The organism is Actinophytocola oryzae, assembly GCF_004364325.1.
Taxonomy (GTDB): domain Bacteria; phylum Actinomycetota; class Actinomycetes; order Mycobacteriales; family Pseudonocardiaceae; genus Actinophytocola; species Actinophytocola oryzae.
Genome location: NZ_SOCP01000001.1, coordinates 639,446 through 654,645, shown reverse-complemented (window position 1 = coordinate 654,645; position 15,200 = coordinate 639,446). Strand labels below are relative to the sequence as shown.

Annotated in this window: 19 protein-coding genes; 5 read left to right on the top strand and 14 right to left on the bottom strand. The window is 72.7% G+C overall.

Annotated features, from left to right (window positions below):
* The first annotated feature begins 23 nt into the window (after positions 1-23).
* The gene (locus tag CLV71_RS02730) at positions 24-1,001 is read left to right on the top strand and encodes a hypothetical protein (protein WP_133900921.1); all 978 of its coding nucleotides are present in this window, start codon (positions 24-26) and stop codon (positions 999-1,001) included.
* 21 nt (positions 1,002-1,022) lie between these two features.
* A complete protein-coding gene (locus CLV71_RS02725) occupies positions 1,023-1,373 on the top strand; it encodes an effector-associated constant component EACC1 (RefSeq protein ID WP_133900920.1) in 351 nt (116 codons plus the stop codon).
* A 79-nt stretch (positions 1,374-1,452) separates the two neighbouring features.
* Here CLV71_RS02725 and CLV71_RS02720 read toward each other — a convergent pair whose 3' ends face one another.
* The gene (locus CLV71_RS02720) at positions 1,453-2,154 is read right to left on the bottom strand and encodes a hypothetical protein (RefSeq protein ID WP_133900919.1); all 702 of its coding nucleotides are present in this window, start codon (positions 2,152-2,154) and stop codon (positions 1,453-1,455) included.
* Between the two features lie 62 nt (positions 2,155-2,216).
* On the opposite strand from CLV71_RS02720, the gene CLV71_RS02715 reads away from it, so the two are divergent.
* A complete protein-coding gene (locus tag CLV71_RS02715; protein ID WP_133900918.1) occupies positions 2,217-2,939 on the top strand; it encodes a GNAT family N-acetyltransferase in 723 nt (240 codons plus the stop codon).
* A gap of 8 nt (positions 2,940-2,947) precedes the next feature.
* On the opposite strand, the gene CLV71_RS02710 is transcribed toward CLV71_RS02715, so the two are convergent.
* Complete coding sequence (locus tag CLV71_RS02710) at positions 2,948-3,742, bottom strand: putative adhesin (protein ID WP_133900917.1); 795 nt, start codon at positions 3,740-3,742, stop codon at positions 2,948-2,950.
* 129 nt (positions 3,743-3,871) lie between these two features.
* The gene (locus CLV71_RS02705; protein WP_133900916.1) at positions 3,872-4,171 is read right to left on the bottom strand and encodes a sigma-70 family RNA polymerase sigma factor family protein; all 300 of its coding nucleotides are present in this window, start codon (positions 4,169-4,171) and stop codon (positions 3,872-3,874) included.
* 38 nt (positions 4,172-4,209) lie between these two features.
* Between CLV71_RS02705 and CLV71_RS02700 the strand changes: the two genes are divergently transcribed.
* Positions 4,210-4,452: a hypothetical protein gene (locus tag CLV71_RS02700; RefSeq protein ID WP_133900915.1), complete on the top strand. Its 243-nt coding sequence runs from the start codon at positions 4,210-4,212 to the stop codon at positions 4,450-4,452.
* Here the strand turns inward: CLV71_RS02700 and CLV71_RS47425 are convergent.
* The 8 genes from CLV71_RS47425 to CLV71_RS02660 form a co-directional block, all read right to left on the bottom strand.
* On the bottom strand, positions 4,375-5,559 hold the full coding sequence (locus CLV71_RS47425) for a hypothetical protein (protein WP_166663889.1): 1,185 nt from the start codon (positions 5,557-5,559) through the stop codon (positions 4,375-4,377). The two genes, CLV71_RS02700 and CLV71_RS47425, sit on opposite strands and share 78 nt — an antisense overlap.
* Before the next feature lie 201 nt (positions 5,560-5,760).
* On the bottom strand, positions 5,761-6,369 hold the full coding sequence (locus tag CLV71_RS02690; RefSeq protein ID WP_243866188.1) for an ABC transporter ATP-binding protein: 609 nt from the start codon (positions 6,367-6,369) through the stop codon (positions 5,761-5,763).
* A gap of 29 nt (positions 6,370-6,398) precedes the next feature.
* Complete coding sequence (locus CLV71_RS02685) at positions 6,399-7,103, bottom strand: DUF3592 domain-containing protein (protein WP_133900914.1); 705 nt, start codon at positions 7,101-7,103, stop codon at positions 6,399-6,401.
* Between the two features lie 66 nt (positions 7,104-7,169).
* Entirely contained in the window at positions 7,170-8,360 is a 1,191-nt protein-coding gene (locus CLV71_RS02680; RefSeq protein WP_133900913.1) for a cytochrome P450, read from the bottom strand.
* 21 nt (positions 8,361-8,381) lie between these two features.
* Positions 8,382-8,981, bottom strand: coding sequence for a TetR/AcrR family transcriptional regulator (locus tag CLV71_RS02675; RefSeq protein WP_133900912.1), 600 nt, complete (start codon positions 8,979-8,981; stop codon positions 8,382-8,384).
* Positions 8,982-9,043: 62 nt separating this feature from the next.
* Positions 9,044-9,901 (bottom strand): DUF4349 domain-containing protein, encoded by an 858-nt coding sequence (locus tag CLV71_RS02670; RefSeq protein ID WP_133900911.1) that lies wholly within the window; start codon positions 9,899-9,901, stop codon positions 9,044-9,046.
* Positions 9,902-9,988: 87 nt separating this feature from the next.
* Complete coding sequence (locus tag CLV71_RS02665; protein ID WP_133900910.1) at positions 9,989-11,116, bottom strand: FUSC family protein; 1,128 nt, start codon at positions 11,114-11,116, stop codon at positions 9,989-9,991.
* Between the two features lie 22 nt (positions 11,117-11,138).
* The gene (locus CLV71_RS02660; RefSeq protein WP_133900909.1) at positions 11,139-11,705 is read right to left on the bottom strand and encodes a TetR family transcriptional regulator; all 567 of its coding nucleotides are present in this window, start codon (positions 11,703-11,705) and stop codon (positions 11,139-11,141) included.
* A gap of 84 nt (positions 11,706-11,789) precedes the next feature.
* Here CLV71_RS02660 and CLV71_RS02655 point away from each other — a divergent pair, with 84 nt between their 5' ends.
* A complete protein-coding gene (locus tag CLV71_RS02655; protein WP_133900908.1) occupies positions 11,790-12,710 on the top strand; it encodes an SDR family oxidoreductase in 921 nt (306 codons plus the stop codon).
* Between the two features lie 3 nt (positions 12,711-12,713).
* On the opposite strand, the gene CLV71_RS02650 is transcribed toward CLV71_RS02655, so the two are convergent.
* From CLV71_RS02650 to CLV71_RS02640, 3 genes are all read right to left on the bottom strand, one after another.
* Positions 12,714-13,598, bottom strand: coding sequence for a transporter substrate-binding domain-containing protein (locus CLV71_RS02650; RefSeq protein WP_166663888.1), 885 nt, complete (start codon positions 13,596-13,598; stop codon positions 12,714-12,716).
* A gap of 113 nt (positions 13,599-13,711) precedes the next feature.
* Positions 13,712-14,902, bottom strand: coding sequence for a fumarylacetoacetate hydrolase family protein (locus tag CLV71_RS02645; RefSeq protein WP_243866187.1), 1,191 nt, complete (start codon positions 14,900-14,902; stop codon positions 13,712-13,714).
* A gap of 21 nt (positions 14,903-14,923) precedes the next feature.
* Positions 14,924-15,154 (bottom strand): hypothetical protein, encoded by a 231-nt coding sequence (locus tag CLV71_RS02640; protein WP_133900907.1) that lies wholly within the window; start codon positions 15,152-15,154, stop codon positions 14,924-14,926.
* Positions 15,155-15,200: the final 46 nt, after the last annotated feature.

Genomic DNA, 15,200 nt, shown 5'->3' with positions numbered 1-15,200 from the left:
CACGGGCTCGTCCGGGACTGAGCGTGCGGCTACCCGACCCGGACGGCTCGCGTGCCGTCGTCGTCGGCGCACTGCCTGGCGTGCCCGCTGTGCGTGACGGCGTCGCGGACCTCGTCAGGATCCTCACCTCGCCGGACGGGACCGGGCTGCCCGCCGAGCACTGCGCGGTGGTCGTGGACGAGCCCGGGCTCGGCGACCGGGTCGCGACGGCGGCGCGGGAGGCCGAGGACCTGCTGCTGTTCTACTACGCGGGCCACGGCGTGGCGGACGCGCGCGGCAACCTCCACCTCACGCTGCCCTCCACCGACCCGCGTCTCCCGTTCGCCGCGGTCCGCGAGGCGTTCGGCCGGGCCAGGGCACGTCACCGGGTCGTCGTCCTCGACTGCCGCGTCGTCGACTGGCACCTGGCGGCCGGACAGCTGGACGTGGCCGACACGGTGACGCTGACCGCGACGACGTGGCACGGGACGGCCCCGGGCGCGCTGACGGGCGAACTGGTCACGCTCCTGACCGACGGCGATGCCGAAGGTGCCGAGCTGCTGACGTTCGGGCACCTGCACCGGCGGCTTCGCCGGCTGCTCGGGCGCCGTGGCGTGACGGCGCCGGGCCGCGACACCGAACTCCTCGCGCTGGCACCCAACCACGCGCCCCGCCTGCCGCCCGAGGACGTCGTCGCCAAGTACGCGGCACACGTCCGCGCCTGGACCAGGTCGCACGGGCCGGACCACCCGGACGTGCTCGCGCTGCGCGACGAGCACGCGCACACGGTCGGCGAGGCAGGGTCACCGGCGGAGGCCGCGTACCTGTACGCGGCTCTGGCCGACGACGCGGCGCGCGTGCTCGGCCGCCACCACCCGCAGACGTCGCGCGCCCGCGAGCACCACGCGAGCTGGACCGCGCGTGCCGGCGACACGGTGGGCGCCGCACGCCTGCCGTCCGTCGGGTTGACGGACCGCACCGCGGTCACCAGAGTGGGCCCACGCCGTGTCGGCAGGCCCTGAGCCCTCGGAAAGGACCCCTGCATGACCCCGACGATCGCGCGCCTTCGACTGATCACCGGTGATCCGGACGACCTCGCGTCGCTGCGTGTGTGGCTCACCGGCGAGGAGGAGCTGCGCGGCAACGTGCTCGTCGAGCGCAACTCGCCGGACGGCGTCAGGACGGGCACCGTCGGGGACGTGCTCGTGGTGGCACTCGGCGCGGGTGGCGCGGTCACCGCACTGGCCAGGGCCGTGCCGACGTGGTTGCGCAGTCATCCCGAGGTCACCATCGAGGTCCGCGAGCCGAACGGCCGCACGGTGACGGTGTCGGCCAAGGGCGCCGTCGACGCGCAGGAGGTCATCCAGTCGGTGCTGGCCCCGACGCCCCGCTGACCTTTCGCGCCGGCGGACTCCGTCCGGCCGACTGCACTGAAGGGCCCCTTCCTGACGCTGGGCGTTACGAAGGCGTCCTTCAGTGCATTCGGGGCAGACGGTCGAGGGTGAGCGACGAGACGCCCGCGCTGTTGTCGATCAGGTAGCGGTCGGTCGCGGTGTCCCAGCCCTCCGGCGTGTACACGGTGCCGCCCGCGATCCCGGTGTGGACGGTGCCGTCGATGGTCACCTCGCTCGCGCCACCCGTCACGCGCACCTGCGTGGCGACGTCCTTGGGCAGCCGCAGGTCGAACACCGAGGCGCCACCCGCCATCCGGACCGGCACGGTGCCGTGCGGCGCGGGCAGGGTGACCTCGATGCGTGCGTTGCCCGCGCCGAAGTCCAGCCCGTCGAGCCGCCCGTCGGCCATCGCGACCGTGGCCTGCTTCGCCCCGCCGTCCAGCCGGATCCGCCAGCGCACCGTCGTGTTCAGCTCGATCACCAGGTCGGCGGCGCCCGGGCCGCCGGAGTCGGTCAGCGAGACCCGCACCGCGGAGTCGGTCACGTCGGCGACCGGGGCGACCCGCGCACCGTTCGGGGTCCTGGCCCGGAACAGCTGGTCGCCCAGGTCGGCGGCCCGCACGGTGACCGTGTCGGACCCGCTCACGACGTCGAGCCGCGCCTCCTGCCTGCCGTCGACGTCGCCGGTCACCACACCCCCGACCGTGACGTCCGGACCATCGTCACACCCGGCGGCGACGGTGAGCAGGAGAACGGCCGCGGCAACCACACGTCTACGCACCCGGACGAGGTTCCCTCCCACGGCGTCGGGCAAACCCCGGGCGGGCTGCGTACGGTGCGGCCATGGTCTCCTCGGCGGTGCGCAGGGCGCAGTGGGCACTGCACCGCCGGGCCGCGCTGGCCTGCACGGCGGCAGCGGAAGCCGGTGTGCCGGGCCGCTTCCGGGTGTGGGAGGAGGCCGGGTTGATGGCGGTACTGGCCACCGACCCCGCGTTGGGGTTCCTCTCGACCGTGTCCGGGGTCGGGCCGGAGACGGTGGCCGCGGCGGTCGAGCTGGCGCGCGGGCCGGTCTGGGACGGCGTTCGGCCGACGGTGGTGACGGCCTCCGGCGACCTGACGGGGGCGGGACTGGCGCGGACGAACGACCGCGTCCTCGCCGTCACGGAGTTGGTCGGGCGCCCCGAACCGGACCCGGGCGTCGTGGGCACAGAGGCCTTCGCGGACGTCGTTCTGGCCGGCTACGAGGTGGACGGGGTGCTCGCCGCGTTCGTCCGGGCGGAACACCGGCACCCGGCGGTGCGGCGGTTCGTCCTCGTCACGGCGGGCACGCCGATCGCCGCCGCGGGCATGACGGTCCACGGCGACGTCGCGGTGTTCGGGGGTGCGTCGACGCTGCGTGCGCACCGGGGTCGGGGTGCGCAGTCACGGCTGCTGCGCCACCGACTCGGGGTCGCGGCCGACGCGGGGTGCGTACTGGCCGTGGCGACTGCCGCGCCGGACTCCGTGAGCGCCAGGAACCTTTCCGGGGCGGGGTTTCGCCTGCACCGGATGTCGGCGTGGCGGTGAGCGCGGCGTCAGTCGAGGTACTGACCGACGCCGTTCGGGTCGCGCCGGTAGATATCCCGCACCCATTCTTCCTGCTGTGCGCAGAATGCCCGGAAATCGTCCTCGCCCAGTGCGGCCAGTGTCGTGCGTGCGTGCCGGACATAGGACCATCGCTGCACCGGCTCGTAGGTCATGAGCTTTGCCTGGTCCTCGTAGTCGAGCGAGTCGAACAGGGTTTCGGCCGCCGTGCTCTCGTAGGTGGTCATCTCGCCGGAACTCGAGTCGTAGCCGACCTCCGCCATGATCTGGCCGGCGAGGTCGTTGATCCTGTCGTAGTGGTCGGGTCGGGTCTCCCACGGGAGGTTCTCCCGCTCGGTGACCTGGTCGGCCGTGCCCTCGTAGACGACCTCGTCGAGGCAGACGAGGAGGTGCAGTTCCGGGTCGTCCCCGAAAACGCCGAACAGGCCGAGACAGTTGTGCACACCCGTCTGCGGGTCACACACGTCCGCGCACAGGGTGTAGCCCGTGCTGTCCCCCACCGGGTTGTCGAAGCCGACGAAATGCACGACCTCGCCGGGTTGCACGGCACCCAGCTCGGTCTCGTACTGGTTCTGGGAGAGCGGTGTCAGGAAGAGATTGCTGATCGGGTCGCCGCCGGTGAGACTCTGCACCGACTGTCCGCCCTTGTACCGCAGGATCTCGATGACGTTGGGCGCTGGAATGGATTCGCCTTCACCCGCGTAGAGATGCACGGTCATGGTGGCGGGCACGAAGGTCTGCATACCAGCGGCGGCACCGTGGCCGACCAGGAAAGTACCGGTCATGACGAATTCCCCTCCACCGTCCTGTCCGCACCGAATATCGATGCTACCTCTTCGGACCGCGTCCTCCGGGCTCGAAGAGAATGACCGAACGGCCGCCTTTTCGGGCAGCGGCGAAAGGTTTCCCGGTGGTCAGAGCCGGTCGGGAAGACCGAAGTACGCGAAGTGGGCGGGGTCGGTGAAAGCGTCGATCGCGGCGATGCGGTCGGCCACGACGGTCAGGACGGTGATCGAGAACGGGAGGTGCGGGGCGTCGGCGTGCTCGCCGAGGTAGAACGCGACAGCGGGCTGGGTGTTGGCGGTCGTGACCAGGTACCGCCAGCTGGGGCAGCGGGTCATGGGCACCTGCACCGCGAAGTCCAGGACTGCGGCGCGGCCCCGGTACCAGTGCGGCAGCGGCGGCATCGTCCAGGTGACGTCCTCGGCGAGCAACGCGACGAACGAGAACAGCGGGTCGCGGGTACCGGCGCGTGCTCGCCGCCGGTGCGGCGATGGGCGCCGGTGTCGGGTTGGCCGTCCAGTCGCGGATGAACGGTGAGCTGGTATTCGGCTGGGTGACGGGCTCGCCGCGGCCGTCGGTCCCGACGTTCGTCGGCATCGGTGTCACGCTCCTCGCCGTCGCGCTGGTGGCGCGGTCAGCGGAACACGGCCAGCACGACGACCGCGACGACCACGAGCGCGGCACCCCACACCGGCAGGGCGGACACGAGTAGGACCGCGAGCACGCCGGCGTCCGGGCCACGGGTGGTCTGCAGGATCAGGCGCGTCGGGACCGCGCCGAACGGGGTGTCGACCGGCACGAGGTTGTCGTAGGTCGGTGGTTTTCTCGTCATGGTGCGGACGGCGCACGCGGACAGCACGGGGACGGTGAGCAGCACCGCCGGGGCGGAACCGGACAGCAGCCACACCGGCAGGCCCCACGCGGCGGCGACCGTGGTGGTGACGAGGAAGTGGTGCCACCGCAGGGCCGTGTCGGTCGAGCCGACCCAGCGGCGCCTGCCTGGTGAGCGCCACAGCTCCCCCAGCCCGGCGCCGAGCGGCACGAGAGCGAGGTAGCCGAGGACGGTGAACACGACGACGTCCGGGAGTGCGGGCAGCATGCGGTGCACGGCTGCCGCGGTCAGGCCGAGGAGTGCGGCGGTCGGTGCGTGCCGCGCCCTGCCGAGCACGCCCTGCCACGCGAGCCGCAGGCCGCTGGTGAGCGGGCGCGGGCGGACCGGTCGTGCGGCCGGGAGCAGCAGGGCCAGGTCGAGGAACTGGACGCCGCTGACCCGCAGCACGCGGTCACGCCAGCCGTCGACCAGCGTCTGTCGGGTGGCGTCGGCGACCGGCGGCGTGCCCGGGCGGAACAGGACGAGCCCGGCCACCGCCAGCACGCCGGCGAGCACGAACGAGACGACAGGTCCGGGACGGGTGAGCCCGACCACGGCGAGCGTGAGCACCGCCAGGGCCTCGTGCCACGGTTCCGCTCTCGGGCGGCGGACCACGGCCAGTGCCAGGAACCCGGCGCCCACGAGCACGGCCACACCGGCCACGGTGGTGGCCACCGGCGCCCGGACGAGGGCGGACAGCACGGCGAGGACGTAACCGAGGGCGAGCAGACGGCCGAGCCACCCACCGACCAACCGACCCGCGACGATCGCCACCCGGTTGATGCCGCCGTAGTCACGCCAGGTCAGGACCGCGGGGTCGAGCCACACGAACGAGCGCGGCAGCAGCGACCACCAGGCGAGGGCCGTTATCACGACCGTCAGGACCAGCGGCGCCTCCGGCACCACACCGAACGCGCCACGCAGCTTGTCCAGCCGAAGGAACGCCATGGTCAACACCCCGACGCCGAGGAAGACCCCGAGGGTGCGCTCATCCCCGGACGCCCAACGCCGCAAGAACGCCCTCAACGCAGACCCACCACCTGGTCGGACACCTTCTCCAGCCGAAAGAAGGTCATGATCAGCACCCCGACGACGAGAAGGCGCCGAGGGTGCACTCCCGCCAGGACAGCCAACCCCACGTGAACAGCCTCATCCGAGGTGAAGCGCGTGGTCGGCGACGTCGGTCAGTGGCGGGTGGTGGGAGGCGATGACCACCGTGCGGCCCAGCTCGCGCTCGTTCCCGACGATCTCCCCGAGCCACTCCTTCCCCTGCCTGTCCAGCGCCCGCTCGGGCTCGTCGAGAAGGAGCACGTCGTGGGGACGGGCAATGGCACCGAGCAGGAGCAGCCTCCGGCGCTGACCCGCCGACAGGTAGTAGGCATGCACGTCGGCACGCTCGTCGAGTCCCGCGTGCTGAAGCCAGCCGTCGACGTCACCGAGGTCGGCGTCGAAGCCGGCGAGCAGCAGCTCGAGGTGCTGGCGCGGCGTCAGCTCGACGAACAGCTCGGAGTCGTCGAGCAGGACGGCCACCTTCCGCCGGAACTGCCCGTCCCGCTCGTCAGGGGCCTGTCCGGCGACCTCCAGCGTGCCCGCCGACGGGGCGCGCAGCCCGTACAGCACGTGCAGGAGGGTCGACTTGCCGCTTCCGTTGTGCCCCGCGAGCACGAGGCACTCCCCCGCCCCCACGTCCAGCTCGAGGTCACGGAAGAGCCACTGCTCCCCCACGTACATCCCCAGCCCGGCCGTCCGCACGCTCACCGGACCATGATCGCCCCGGCCGGTGACGGTCAGGACAGCGGCCGGTCGGTCGGCATCTCCAGCACGCGCATGAGCAGGTCACGCCGCTGGTCGTACTCGACCTGGGTGATCGCGCCGCGGTCCAGCTCGGCCCGCAGCTCCGCCAGTGCCGTCTCCAGGTTCCTCGCGACGGCGTCCCGCACGGCGGAGAGACCCGACGGGGGCGCCGTGGCATCCACGGCCGCGCCCAGGGCGTCGACGTCCTCGACGACGACCGCGTTCGCCGGGTCGGCCGGGTCGTACGCGATCGTGGCCCGGGTGCCGAGTGGCAGCACCACCATGGACCGCACCACCGCCCGCACCACCCGGCCGCCCGGCCGCGCCTCGAACACGAGCCTGTGCACGCGTCGGTCGTTGATGGTGGTCCCCGTCGCCTCGACCCTGACCAGCGGCGCGGGCGTCCGGACCCCCGTGGCGACCAGCCGCGCGTGCAGTGCCGCGGCTGCCCGCCACCGAGCCGAGAGCACGGCGAGGATCACGACGAACACCAGGCAGATCCCGCCGAACACCAGCATCAGGACCAGATACGTGGTGGGCCCGCTGTAGCAGGTACCACCGTCGTCGCACGGGTAGCTGACGTCCGGCTCACCGATCGAGTTCCGCCACACCACGGCCATGATCACGGCGGTCACGCCGGACCACAGGACCTGGATGGCGAACACCCACACGAGTACCCGACGAATGCTGCGCGGCATACGGGGACCGTAGCCGAAACATCCTCGCGTCAGGCCCGGAACGGCTGGTCAGCGACCGAACGCCACTCAGTCCCACGCGATCGGGAAGTGCTCCGGCGCCCTGGTCGCGAGACCCGACTTCCACCTGACCTCGCCCGCCTCACGCAGGCCGGGAAGCCGGGTCACGAGCGTGCGGAGCGCGACCTGCAGCTCCATCCGCGCCAGTGGCGCGCCGAGGCAGTGGTGCGCGCCGAAGCCGAAGCCGACGTGCGGTGCGTCGGCGCGGGCGAAGTCGATCGAGTCCGGCTCGGTGAACACGCTCTCGTCGCGGTTCGCGGAGTTGAGGGCCACCACGACGGGCTCACCCGCGCGGACCGTCACCCCACCCAGCTCGACGTCCTCCAGCGCGTAGCGCGCGGTGCTGCCGCCGATGCCCAGCGGCACCCAGCGCATCAGCTCCTCGACCGCCTTCGCCACCAGGTCCGGGTTCTCCCGCAGCGCCGCGAGGTGCGCCGGGTTGCGCAGCAGCACCCACACGAAGTTCGGGATCTGCGACGCGGTCGTCTCGTGCCCGGCGACGAGGATGGCCTCCGCCATGGACAGCAGCTCGTCCTCGGACAGCCGGTCGTCCTGGTCGCGGGCGATCACCAGCGCGCTGAGCAGGTCGTCCCGGGTCCGGCGCCTGCGGTCGGCGATGAGGCCCGTCATGTACTCGCGCAGCTGGCCGACGTTGTCCGCGACCTCCTGCGGGGTGAACTTCGTGGTCGACAGGAAGGCGTCGGACCACACGCGGAACTCGCGCCGGTCCTCCACCGGCACCCCGAGCAGCTCGCAGATGACGGTGATCGGCAGCGGGAGCGCGAAACCCTCCACCAGCTCGCCTGGCGAGCCGTCGGCGATCATCCGGTCGACGAGGCCGTCGGCGATCTCCTGTGCGCGTGGCCGCAGCGCCTCGACGCGCCGCATGGTGAACGCGCTCATCACGAGCCGTCGCAGCCGGGAGTGCTCCGGCGGGTCGAGGCTCATGATGTTGCCGGGCGGGCCGGCGTGCGCACGGATCCTCGGCTGGTCCCTGCCGGTCGCGGCGGCCCGGCTGAATCGGGCGTCGCCCAGCACCACCTTGACGTCCGCGTACCGGGTGGCGAGCCACGCCGGTTCGCCGTAGGGCATCTGCACGCGGCAGAGCGGTTCCTCCCTGCGCAGCACCGCGAACAGCGGGTCGACGTCCAGCCGGTCGGACTGGCTGAACGGGTACTGCCTGGTCTCCGTCGTGGTCATCCCCAACTCCTCCTCGGTGGTTCACCCGAGCGCGGGCGCCAGCAGGTGGCACACCGCGTCCGCCAGCAGCTCGAGCGGTTCCCCGGCGTCCGGCCACGCGCCGGTCGCCCACACGGTCAGCACGCACTCGACCTGCAGCACCGCCATCAGCGCACGCTGCCGGGCCTCGTCCGCCGCCACGCCCGCCCACCGGGGGCCGGTGGACAGCAGCGCGACGTACCGGGCGTGGGCCTCGACGTACTGGCCGCGCTCACCCGGCTCACGCGTGATCACGCCCGCGGTCGTGACGACCCGGATCGTCGGCGCCAGCTCCTGCCACGCACGCGCCGCGGCGGACACCCAGGCACCGATGGCCTCGCGGGTCCAGTCGGCCTCGGCGAGGTCGGTGTAGAGCCCGTCCGCTGTCGCGTAGACCCGTGCGATCAGGCCACGGACGATGTCGGCCTTCCCGTCCGGGAAGTGCGCGTACACGGTCATGCGGGTGACACCGGCCGCCGCGGCGAGGTCGGCGACGCTCACCGACCCGAACGGCGTCTCCGTGAACACCCGCACCGCCGCGTCCAGCACGCGGTGGCGGGTGGCGGTCTTCTGCTCCTCCCGCAGCGCCGCCCGTGATGTCACGCCGTCACCCTACGACGACTCCTGGTGACTGTACAAGGTGTAAAGTCTCGATGCCGCCGAGATCACGGTTCCTGGACCACGGTCCTGCGGCGGCGCCAGCGGAGCAGCGCCGCGGCCGGGATCGCCAGCACCAGCAGGAACGGGAGCATCGCGCCGAGCACCCGCAGCGTGACAGCACCCGCGCCGAGGAACGCGTGCCAGCCGTCGGAAAGCCCGGCGAGGAACCCGCTCGACTCCGCCTGGGCCACCGGGGGCGCCGCCTCCTCGCTGACGCGGACGGTCACCGTGGACATGGCCACCTGACCGGCCAGTGCCTGCCTGCGCTGCTCCAGCGACTCCAGGTCCGCCTCGCGGGTGGTCAGCTGTCCCTCGATGGACACGATCTCCTCGACGGTGGCCGCCCTGGCCAGCAGGGCGCGGACCCGGTCGACGCTCGCCCGCTGGCTGGCGATCCTGCTGTCCAGGTCGACCACCTGCTCGGTCACGTCCTCGGCCGACTGCACCCGCGAGATGACCCTGCCCAGCCCGGACAGCTGGTCGAGCGCGCCGTCGAAGCGGTCGGACGGAATGCGCAGCACCAGCGTCGCGGACGCCTCGCGCACGTCCTCCCGACCCGAGAAGCCGCCCTCGGACGCCGTGATGTCCCGTGCCCGGTCGACCGTCCGGGCCACGTCGGCGGTGGTCAGGTCGAGCGTCGCCGTGCGCACCAGGCTCCGGTCCACTCCCGGCCGGCTGACGGCCGGTTCGCCCGCGGCACCCGGCTTCTCCCCCTGCCCGGCCGAGTCGGCCCCGCCCGTGCCCGCGTCCGACGCCCGGTACGGCGCGGCGGCGGTGTCCGTCCCCGACTCGGCGGTGCATGCCGTGACCAGGCCGGTGGCGACCCCCAACAACAGTGCGACGCCGACGAGTCTGCCGTTCATTCGTCCTCCAGTGGCCGTTGGCTGCCCGGAGGACGGAGGGACCGCCGAAGGCGGTTGGTCACGACATCCAGTCGTGATGTTCCCGGGTCAGTCGCGACGTCCGCGGCGACGGTTCGCGGTGAAGCGGCGGACCGCCCTGCGCTGGCGGTCCGTCAGCGGGGTCGGGCGCCACGGGCCGTCGGGTTCGCGGGCCGACGCCTCGATCTCCACCCGCAGCCGATCCACGGCCGACAGAAGTGCGCCGTGCTGCTGCCACGCGGCGGCGTCCGCGAGCGGGTCGACCATCAGCAGCTCGACCAGGCCGTCCCGGCGCGCGACCAGCTCGGCGAGGAGGCCCTTCAGCCGGTCGCGGTCGTCGAAGGACGACACCGCGTCGGCGGCCGTGTCCAGCAGGTCGGCCAGCGCCCGCCGCTGCTCCGGCGTGTAGGCGCCTGCCTCGTCCGGCACGTAGTAGACGCGGTCCAGCAGCGCACGACACAGCTCGCGCAGCGACAGCTGGCAGCGCTCGAGGCCGGTGAGCGCCGTCCGCAGCTGCGGCTGCTCCCGTCTGGTCTGGCCTGCTCTGGGGTTGAGCCGGGCGCCTTCCTCCGCACGCGCCAGCACCCGGTCCGCGCGTTCGACCGCGTCCGTGGCCCGCACCTCGGCCAGCCAGTGGTCGGCGTCGGCCCTCGACCACCCCTTGCGCAGCACGTCGGCGAGGTCGCGGCTGAACGCGGCGATCCGGTCGGCCAGGTCCCGCACCGCCTCGCCCGCGGGCCGCAGGTACAGGGGCGGCGCGATCATCAGGTTGACCAGCACCCCGACCGCCGCGCCGATCAGCGTCTCCCACACCCGGACGTCCGCGACGTCGCGGTCGCCACCCACGGCGAGCACCAGCATCGCGCTGATCGGCACCTCCAGCAGCTGCGGACCCAGCCGCATGAGCCTGCCGAGGATCAGTGTCACGGCCACGACCGCGCCGAGGCTCCACCAGCTCAGGCCGACGAGCGCCGCGACGCCGACCGCGACCAGCACCCCGGCGAGCACGCTCGCGACCCGCTGCACGCTCTGCCGGACCGTGTCGTACATGGTCACCTGGATGACCAGCAGCGCGGTCAGCGGCGCGAGCACCGGCCGGTCACTGGTGCCGATGGTGTCCGCGGCGAGGTAGGACAGCATCGCCGCCAGCGTGGTCTTGCCGGTGCGCAGCCCGGGAATCCGGCGGCCTCGCGTCATGCGCGCCAGCCGTGCCCACAGTTCACTCACCCGAGGTGACGGCCTTCAGCTCGACGAACGACGCCCGGACCACGTCGGGCAACTCGGCCGCGTCGGGGTCGTTCACCCAGGAGTCGAACGCGACGCGGAAGACGGCGATGCCCGCCTCGGCGGTCAGCCGTGCGGTCAGCTCCCCGACACCCCGGTCGCGCAGGGCGCCGGTGAGCGCCGCGCCGAGGGTGGACATCTTGGCCAGCTCCCGCTCACGCAGCTCGGGGTTCGCGTCGACGACCACCTGACGCTGCCGGACCAGCTCGCGGCGTTGTTGCATCATGGCGCCGACGGCCGCGATGGCCCCCGCCGTGGCCTCGAGGGGCGACGCCGACGCCGGTGCCTCGGCGACCGCGCCGACCAGGAGGTCCTTCATCACGAGCGCGCCGGCGAACAGGACCTCGCGCTTGTCGGCGTAGTGGCGGAAGAAGGTCCGCTCGGTGACGCCTGCCCGCTCGGCGATCGCGGCGGCCGTGGTCTGTTCGAAACCACGCTCGCCGAACAGCTCGAGCGCCGCCTGCTCGAGCCTGCCCCGCGCGTTCGGTTCCCAACGGCCCATGCGTAGATGGTAGGTGATGACAGTCGCTGACATCCGCGCTATGTTGATGTCAGCGACTGACATCGATCTCGAGAGAAGGTTCTCATGCACGTGTTCGTGACAGGGGCGTCCGGCTGGATCGGCTCCGCCGTCGTCCCCGAGCTGGTCGGCGCCGGGCACTCGGTCACCGGGCTCGCCCGCTCGGACGCCTCGGCGGCGGCCCTCACCTCGGCGGGCGCCGAGGTGGTCAGGGGCACCCTCGACGACCTCGAGGTCCTGGCCGGGGCGGCCACGGCCGCCGACGGCGTCATCCACCTCGCGTTCAAGCACGACATCGCGTTCACCGGCGACTTCGAGGCCGCCGCCGCCGCGGACCGCACCGCCGTCGAGACCTTCGGCGAGGCACTCGCGGGCTCCGGCAAGCCGTTCGTGCTCGCGTCCGGCGTCGTCGGGCTGGCCCCGGGCCGGGTGGCGACCGAGCTGGACGGGACCGAGCCCGCGACGCACCTGCCCGCAGGCCCGGCGACCAGGCAGGGCACCGCCCAGCTGACGGTCGCGCTCGCGTCACGCGGCATCCGCTCGTCCGTCCTGCGGCTGCCGCCGACCGTGCACGGCGACGGCGACGGCGGGTTCATGGCCGCCCTGATCGGCGTCACCCGTGACAGGGGCGTGTCCGGTTACGTCGGCGACGGCACCAACCGCTGGCCCGCCGTGCACCGCGTCGACGCCGCGCGCCTTTTCCGCCTGGCACTGGAGCAGGCCGACGCGGGCGCTGTGCTGCACGCGGTCGCCGACGAGGGCGTGCCCCTGCGTGCCGTCGCGGAGGTGATCGGCAGACACCTGGACGTGCCGGTGACCTCCGTCGCACCGGACGACGCGATCGCGCACTTCGGCTGGCTGGGCCCGTTCGTCGCCACCGACGGCCCCGCGTCGAGCATTCTCACCCGCGACCGGTTCGACTGGCAGCCCACCCAGCCGGGCCTCGTCGACGACCTGGAGAAGGGCCACTACTTCCGCACGGCCTGACCCTCAGCCCGCGCACGCCTTGTCGGTCGTCAGGTCGGCCGGCGGCTCGTTGACCTCGGTGAACCCGAACGGTTTGGCCAGCTCGAGCCACTCCCCCGACTGGTGCAGCTCGGTCAGCGCGGCGTTGAACGGTTCGAGCAGGACGCTGTCCTCGGGGAAGAGATAGGCGCCGACCAGGGGTAACCGTCCCTGCGGCAGGAACGGGGTGGTCTTCTCCAGCCCGTCCTCGTTGCCGAGGAAGCTCTCCATGGCGAGGTCGTCGAACAGGAAGCAGTCGGCCTCCCCGTTCCGCACGGCGGTGACCGGCTCGACGGGACTCTGCCTGGCCACGAGGTTCTCCCTCGGCACCCCGGCCGCGATCGCGTCGTTCTCCCACGGCAGCGAGGGGCCACTCCACACGGCGACCTTGGCGCCCTTCGAGACGACGTCGGCGAAGGTGTTGATCCCCTTGGGGTTGCCCTTCGGGACGGCGAACGCGAGGCCGGACACGGAGTCCGGCACGCTGAAGCGCACCGGCCCGCCGCACAGGTCGGGGCGGACGGAGAGCCCGGCCACCAGCTCGACGCGTCCCGCGGCGACCATGGGGATCACCACCTGCTCGTCCTTGACGACGGTGAACTTGATCTCCGAGACCCCGAGGTCGGTGAGGATCTTCCGCGCGACCTCCGGGACCGGCCCGGTGAGGTCGTTGCCGTCCTTCTTGGAGTACGGCTCGTAGACCAGGAGCGTGATGTTGACCGTGTCCGGGACCTCGGGGCGCGCCGCGATCTCACGCAGCGCGTCCGGGTCGGCCAGGGCCTCGCCCCGCAGTGTCGTGGTACAGCCCGTCACGACCGCGGCGCCGAGAACCGTCGCGCCGGACAGGAAGTGGCGCCGCGTCAGACCCACAGTGGACACCCCGTTCGAACCGAGTTTCGGAGTGCACACCATAACGACGCCACGCCGTCCGGCGGGCGAAGATCACCGAACAGGCCCGGGTACGACCTGATCCGGCCAGGCGGCTACAGCACGCCCCTGGCGGCGAGGTTGCGGAACAGGTCGGCGGTGCCGAACGTCCAGGGCTCGCAGGTGTCGCTGGTGCGCACGCGGTTGACGAGGGCCCCCAGCCTGGGCGTCGCGACCGTGACGATGTCGTCGACGTGGTGGGTGAACCCCTGACCCGCCGCGTCGCGGTCCTCGATGGGGGCGAACATGGTGCCGAGGTAGAGCACCGCGCCGTCCGGGTACTGGTGGTGCGGCCCGACGAGCTGCGCGACGAGGTCCTCCGGATCCCGGCTGATCTCGGCCATGGAGGACGTGCCGTCGAGGTGGTAGCCGTCGGTGCCGTCCACGGTCAGGGACACGGTGGCCGCGCGGACGTCGTCGAGGGTGAAGGCGGCGTCGAACAGGCGCAGGAACGGGCCGAGTGCCGCGGACGCGTTGTTGTCCTTGGCCTTGGGCAGCAGCAGGGCGGAGCGGCCCTCGACGTCGCGCAGGTTGACGTCGTTGCCGAGGGTGGCGCCGACGATCCGGCCGGTGGACGCGATCGCGAGCACGACCTCGGGCTCGGGGTTGTTCCACCGGGAGTCGGCGTGCACGCCCGCGTCGGTCGCCGTGCCGACGGCCGAGAGGACCGGCGCCTTGGTGAAGATCTCGGCGTCGGGCCCGATGCCCACCTCGAGGTACTGGCTCCAGATGCCCTGGTCGATGAGCACCTTCCTGACCGCGTCGGCCTCCGGGGAGCCCGGCCGCAGGTCGGCGAACGTGCGGTCGCCGCCGAGCAGGGCCGCGATCTCGGCACGCACGCCTGCCGCACCCGCCGCGTCGCCCCGGGTGCGTTCCTCGATGACCCGCTCCAGCATGGACACCGCGAACGTGACGCCCGCGGCCTTGACCACCTGGAGGTCCACGGGTGCGAGCAGCCAGGGCCGTGCTGGGTCGCGGGTCTCGACGGGGGTGTTGGCGAGCAGGTCGGCCACGTCCCCGAGGCGCTCCCCCGCCGGGGACCGCAACGCGCTCGTCGGGTCGGGCTGCTCACAGAGGTCCCGCACGGTCGGGCAGGCTGCGGTGATGTCGACGACCCCGTCCGGCCGCACGGCCACGACGGACGGGCCCCCGAGGTCGGGGCGCCACACCCGGCCGACGAGCGCGCCGTCGGTGCCGTCCGCGGGCAGGGTGGTCGCCGGGTCGGGCGGGAAGGCAGGCATGGTCATGCCTCCAGTGTGGCGGCGACGCTAGTCGACGGGGCCGCGCACCGTCAGCATCACCCGCAGGACGTGCTCGACGGCGCAGGGGAACGCCGCGCCGCGCAGTTCGCCTCGGGTGGCGAGGTTGCGGGAGGCGAACTCCAGCATCCGGTCGGTGCCCATGCGCCGCACGACGAGTGCCGCGATCTCGTCGAGGTCGAGGTCGGGGTGGTCGAGACGCGCGAGCGCGAACTCGACGACCAGCTCCTCGTCGGACATGGCGCCTCCCTCCCCGGAACCGTACCGGTCCAGGGCCTTCCGCGTG

Bases quoted from the DNA above. Each gene is read 5' to 3' on its own strand.
- CLV71_RS02685 (WP_133900914.1), bottom strand. From the start codon at position 7,103: ATGCCGCGCAGCATTCGTCGGGTACTCGTGTGGGTGTTCGCCATCCAG.
- CLV71_RS02655 (WP_133900908.1), top strand. From the start codon at position 11,790: ATGCACGTGTTCGTGACAGGGGCGTCCGGCTGGATCGGCTCCGCCGTC.
- CLV71_RS02640 (WP_133900907.1), bottom strand. From the start codon at position 15,154: ATGTCCGACGAGGAGCTGGTCGTCGAGTTCGCGCTCGCGCGTCTCGAC.
- CLV71_RS02725 (WP_133900920.1), top strand. From the start codon at position 1,023: ATGACCCCGACGATCGCGCGCCTTCGACTGATCACCGGTGATCCGGAC.
- CLV71_RS02710 (WP_133900917.1), bottom strand. From the start codon at position 3,742: ATGACCGGTACTTTCCTGGTCGGCCACGGTGCCGCCGCTGGTATGCAG.
- CLV71_RS02645 (WP_243866187.1), bottom strand. From the start codon at position 14,902: ATGACCATGCCTGCCTTCCCGCCCGACCCGGCGACCACCCTGCCCGCG.
- CLV71_RS02715 (WP_133900918.1), top strand. From the start codon at position 2,217: ATGGTCTCCTCGGCGGTGCGCAGGGCGCAGTGGGCACTGCACCGCCGG.
- CLV71_RS02660 (WP_133900909.1), bottom strand. From the start codon at position 11,705: ATGGGCCGTTGGGAACCGAACGCGCGGGGCAGGCTCGAGCAGGCGGCG.
- CLV71_RS02665 (WP_133900910.1), bottom strand. From the start codon at position 11,116: ATGACGCGAGGCCGCCGGATTCCCGGGCTGCGCACCGGCAAGACCACG.
- CLV71_RS02680 (WP_133900913.1), bottom strand. From the start codon at position 8,360: ATGACCACGACGGAGACCAGGCAGTACCCGTTCAGCCAGTCCGACCGG.
- CLV71_RS47425 (WP_166663889.1), bottom strand. From the start codon at position 5,559: ATGGCGTTCCTTCGGCTGGACAAGCTGCGTGGCGCGTTCGGTGTGGTG.
- CLV71_RS02670 (WP_133900911.1), bottom strand. From the start codon at position 9,901: ATGAACGGCAGACTCGTCGGCGTCGCACTGTTGTTGGGGGTCGCCACC.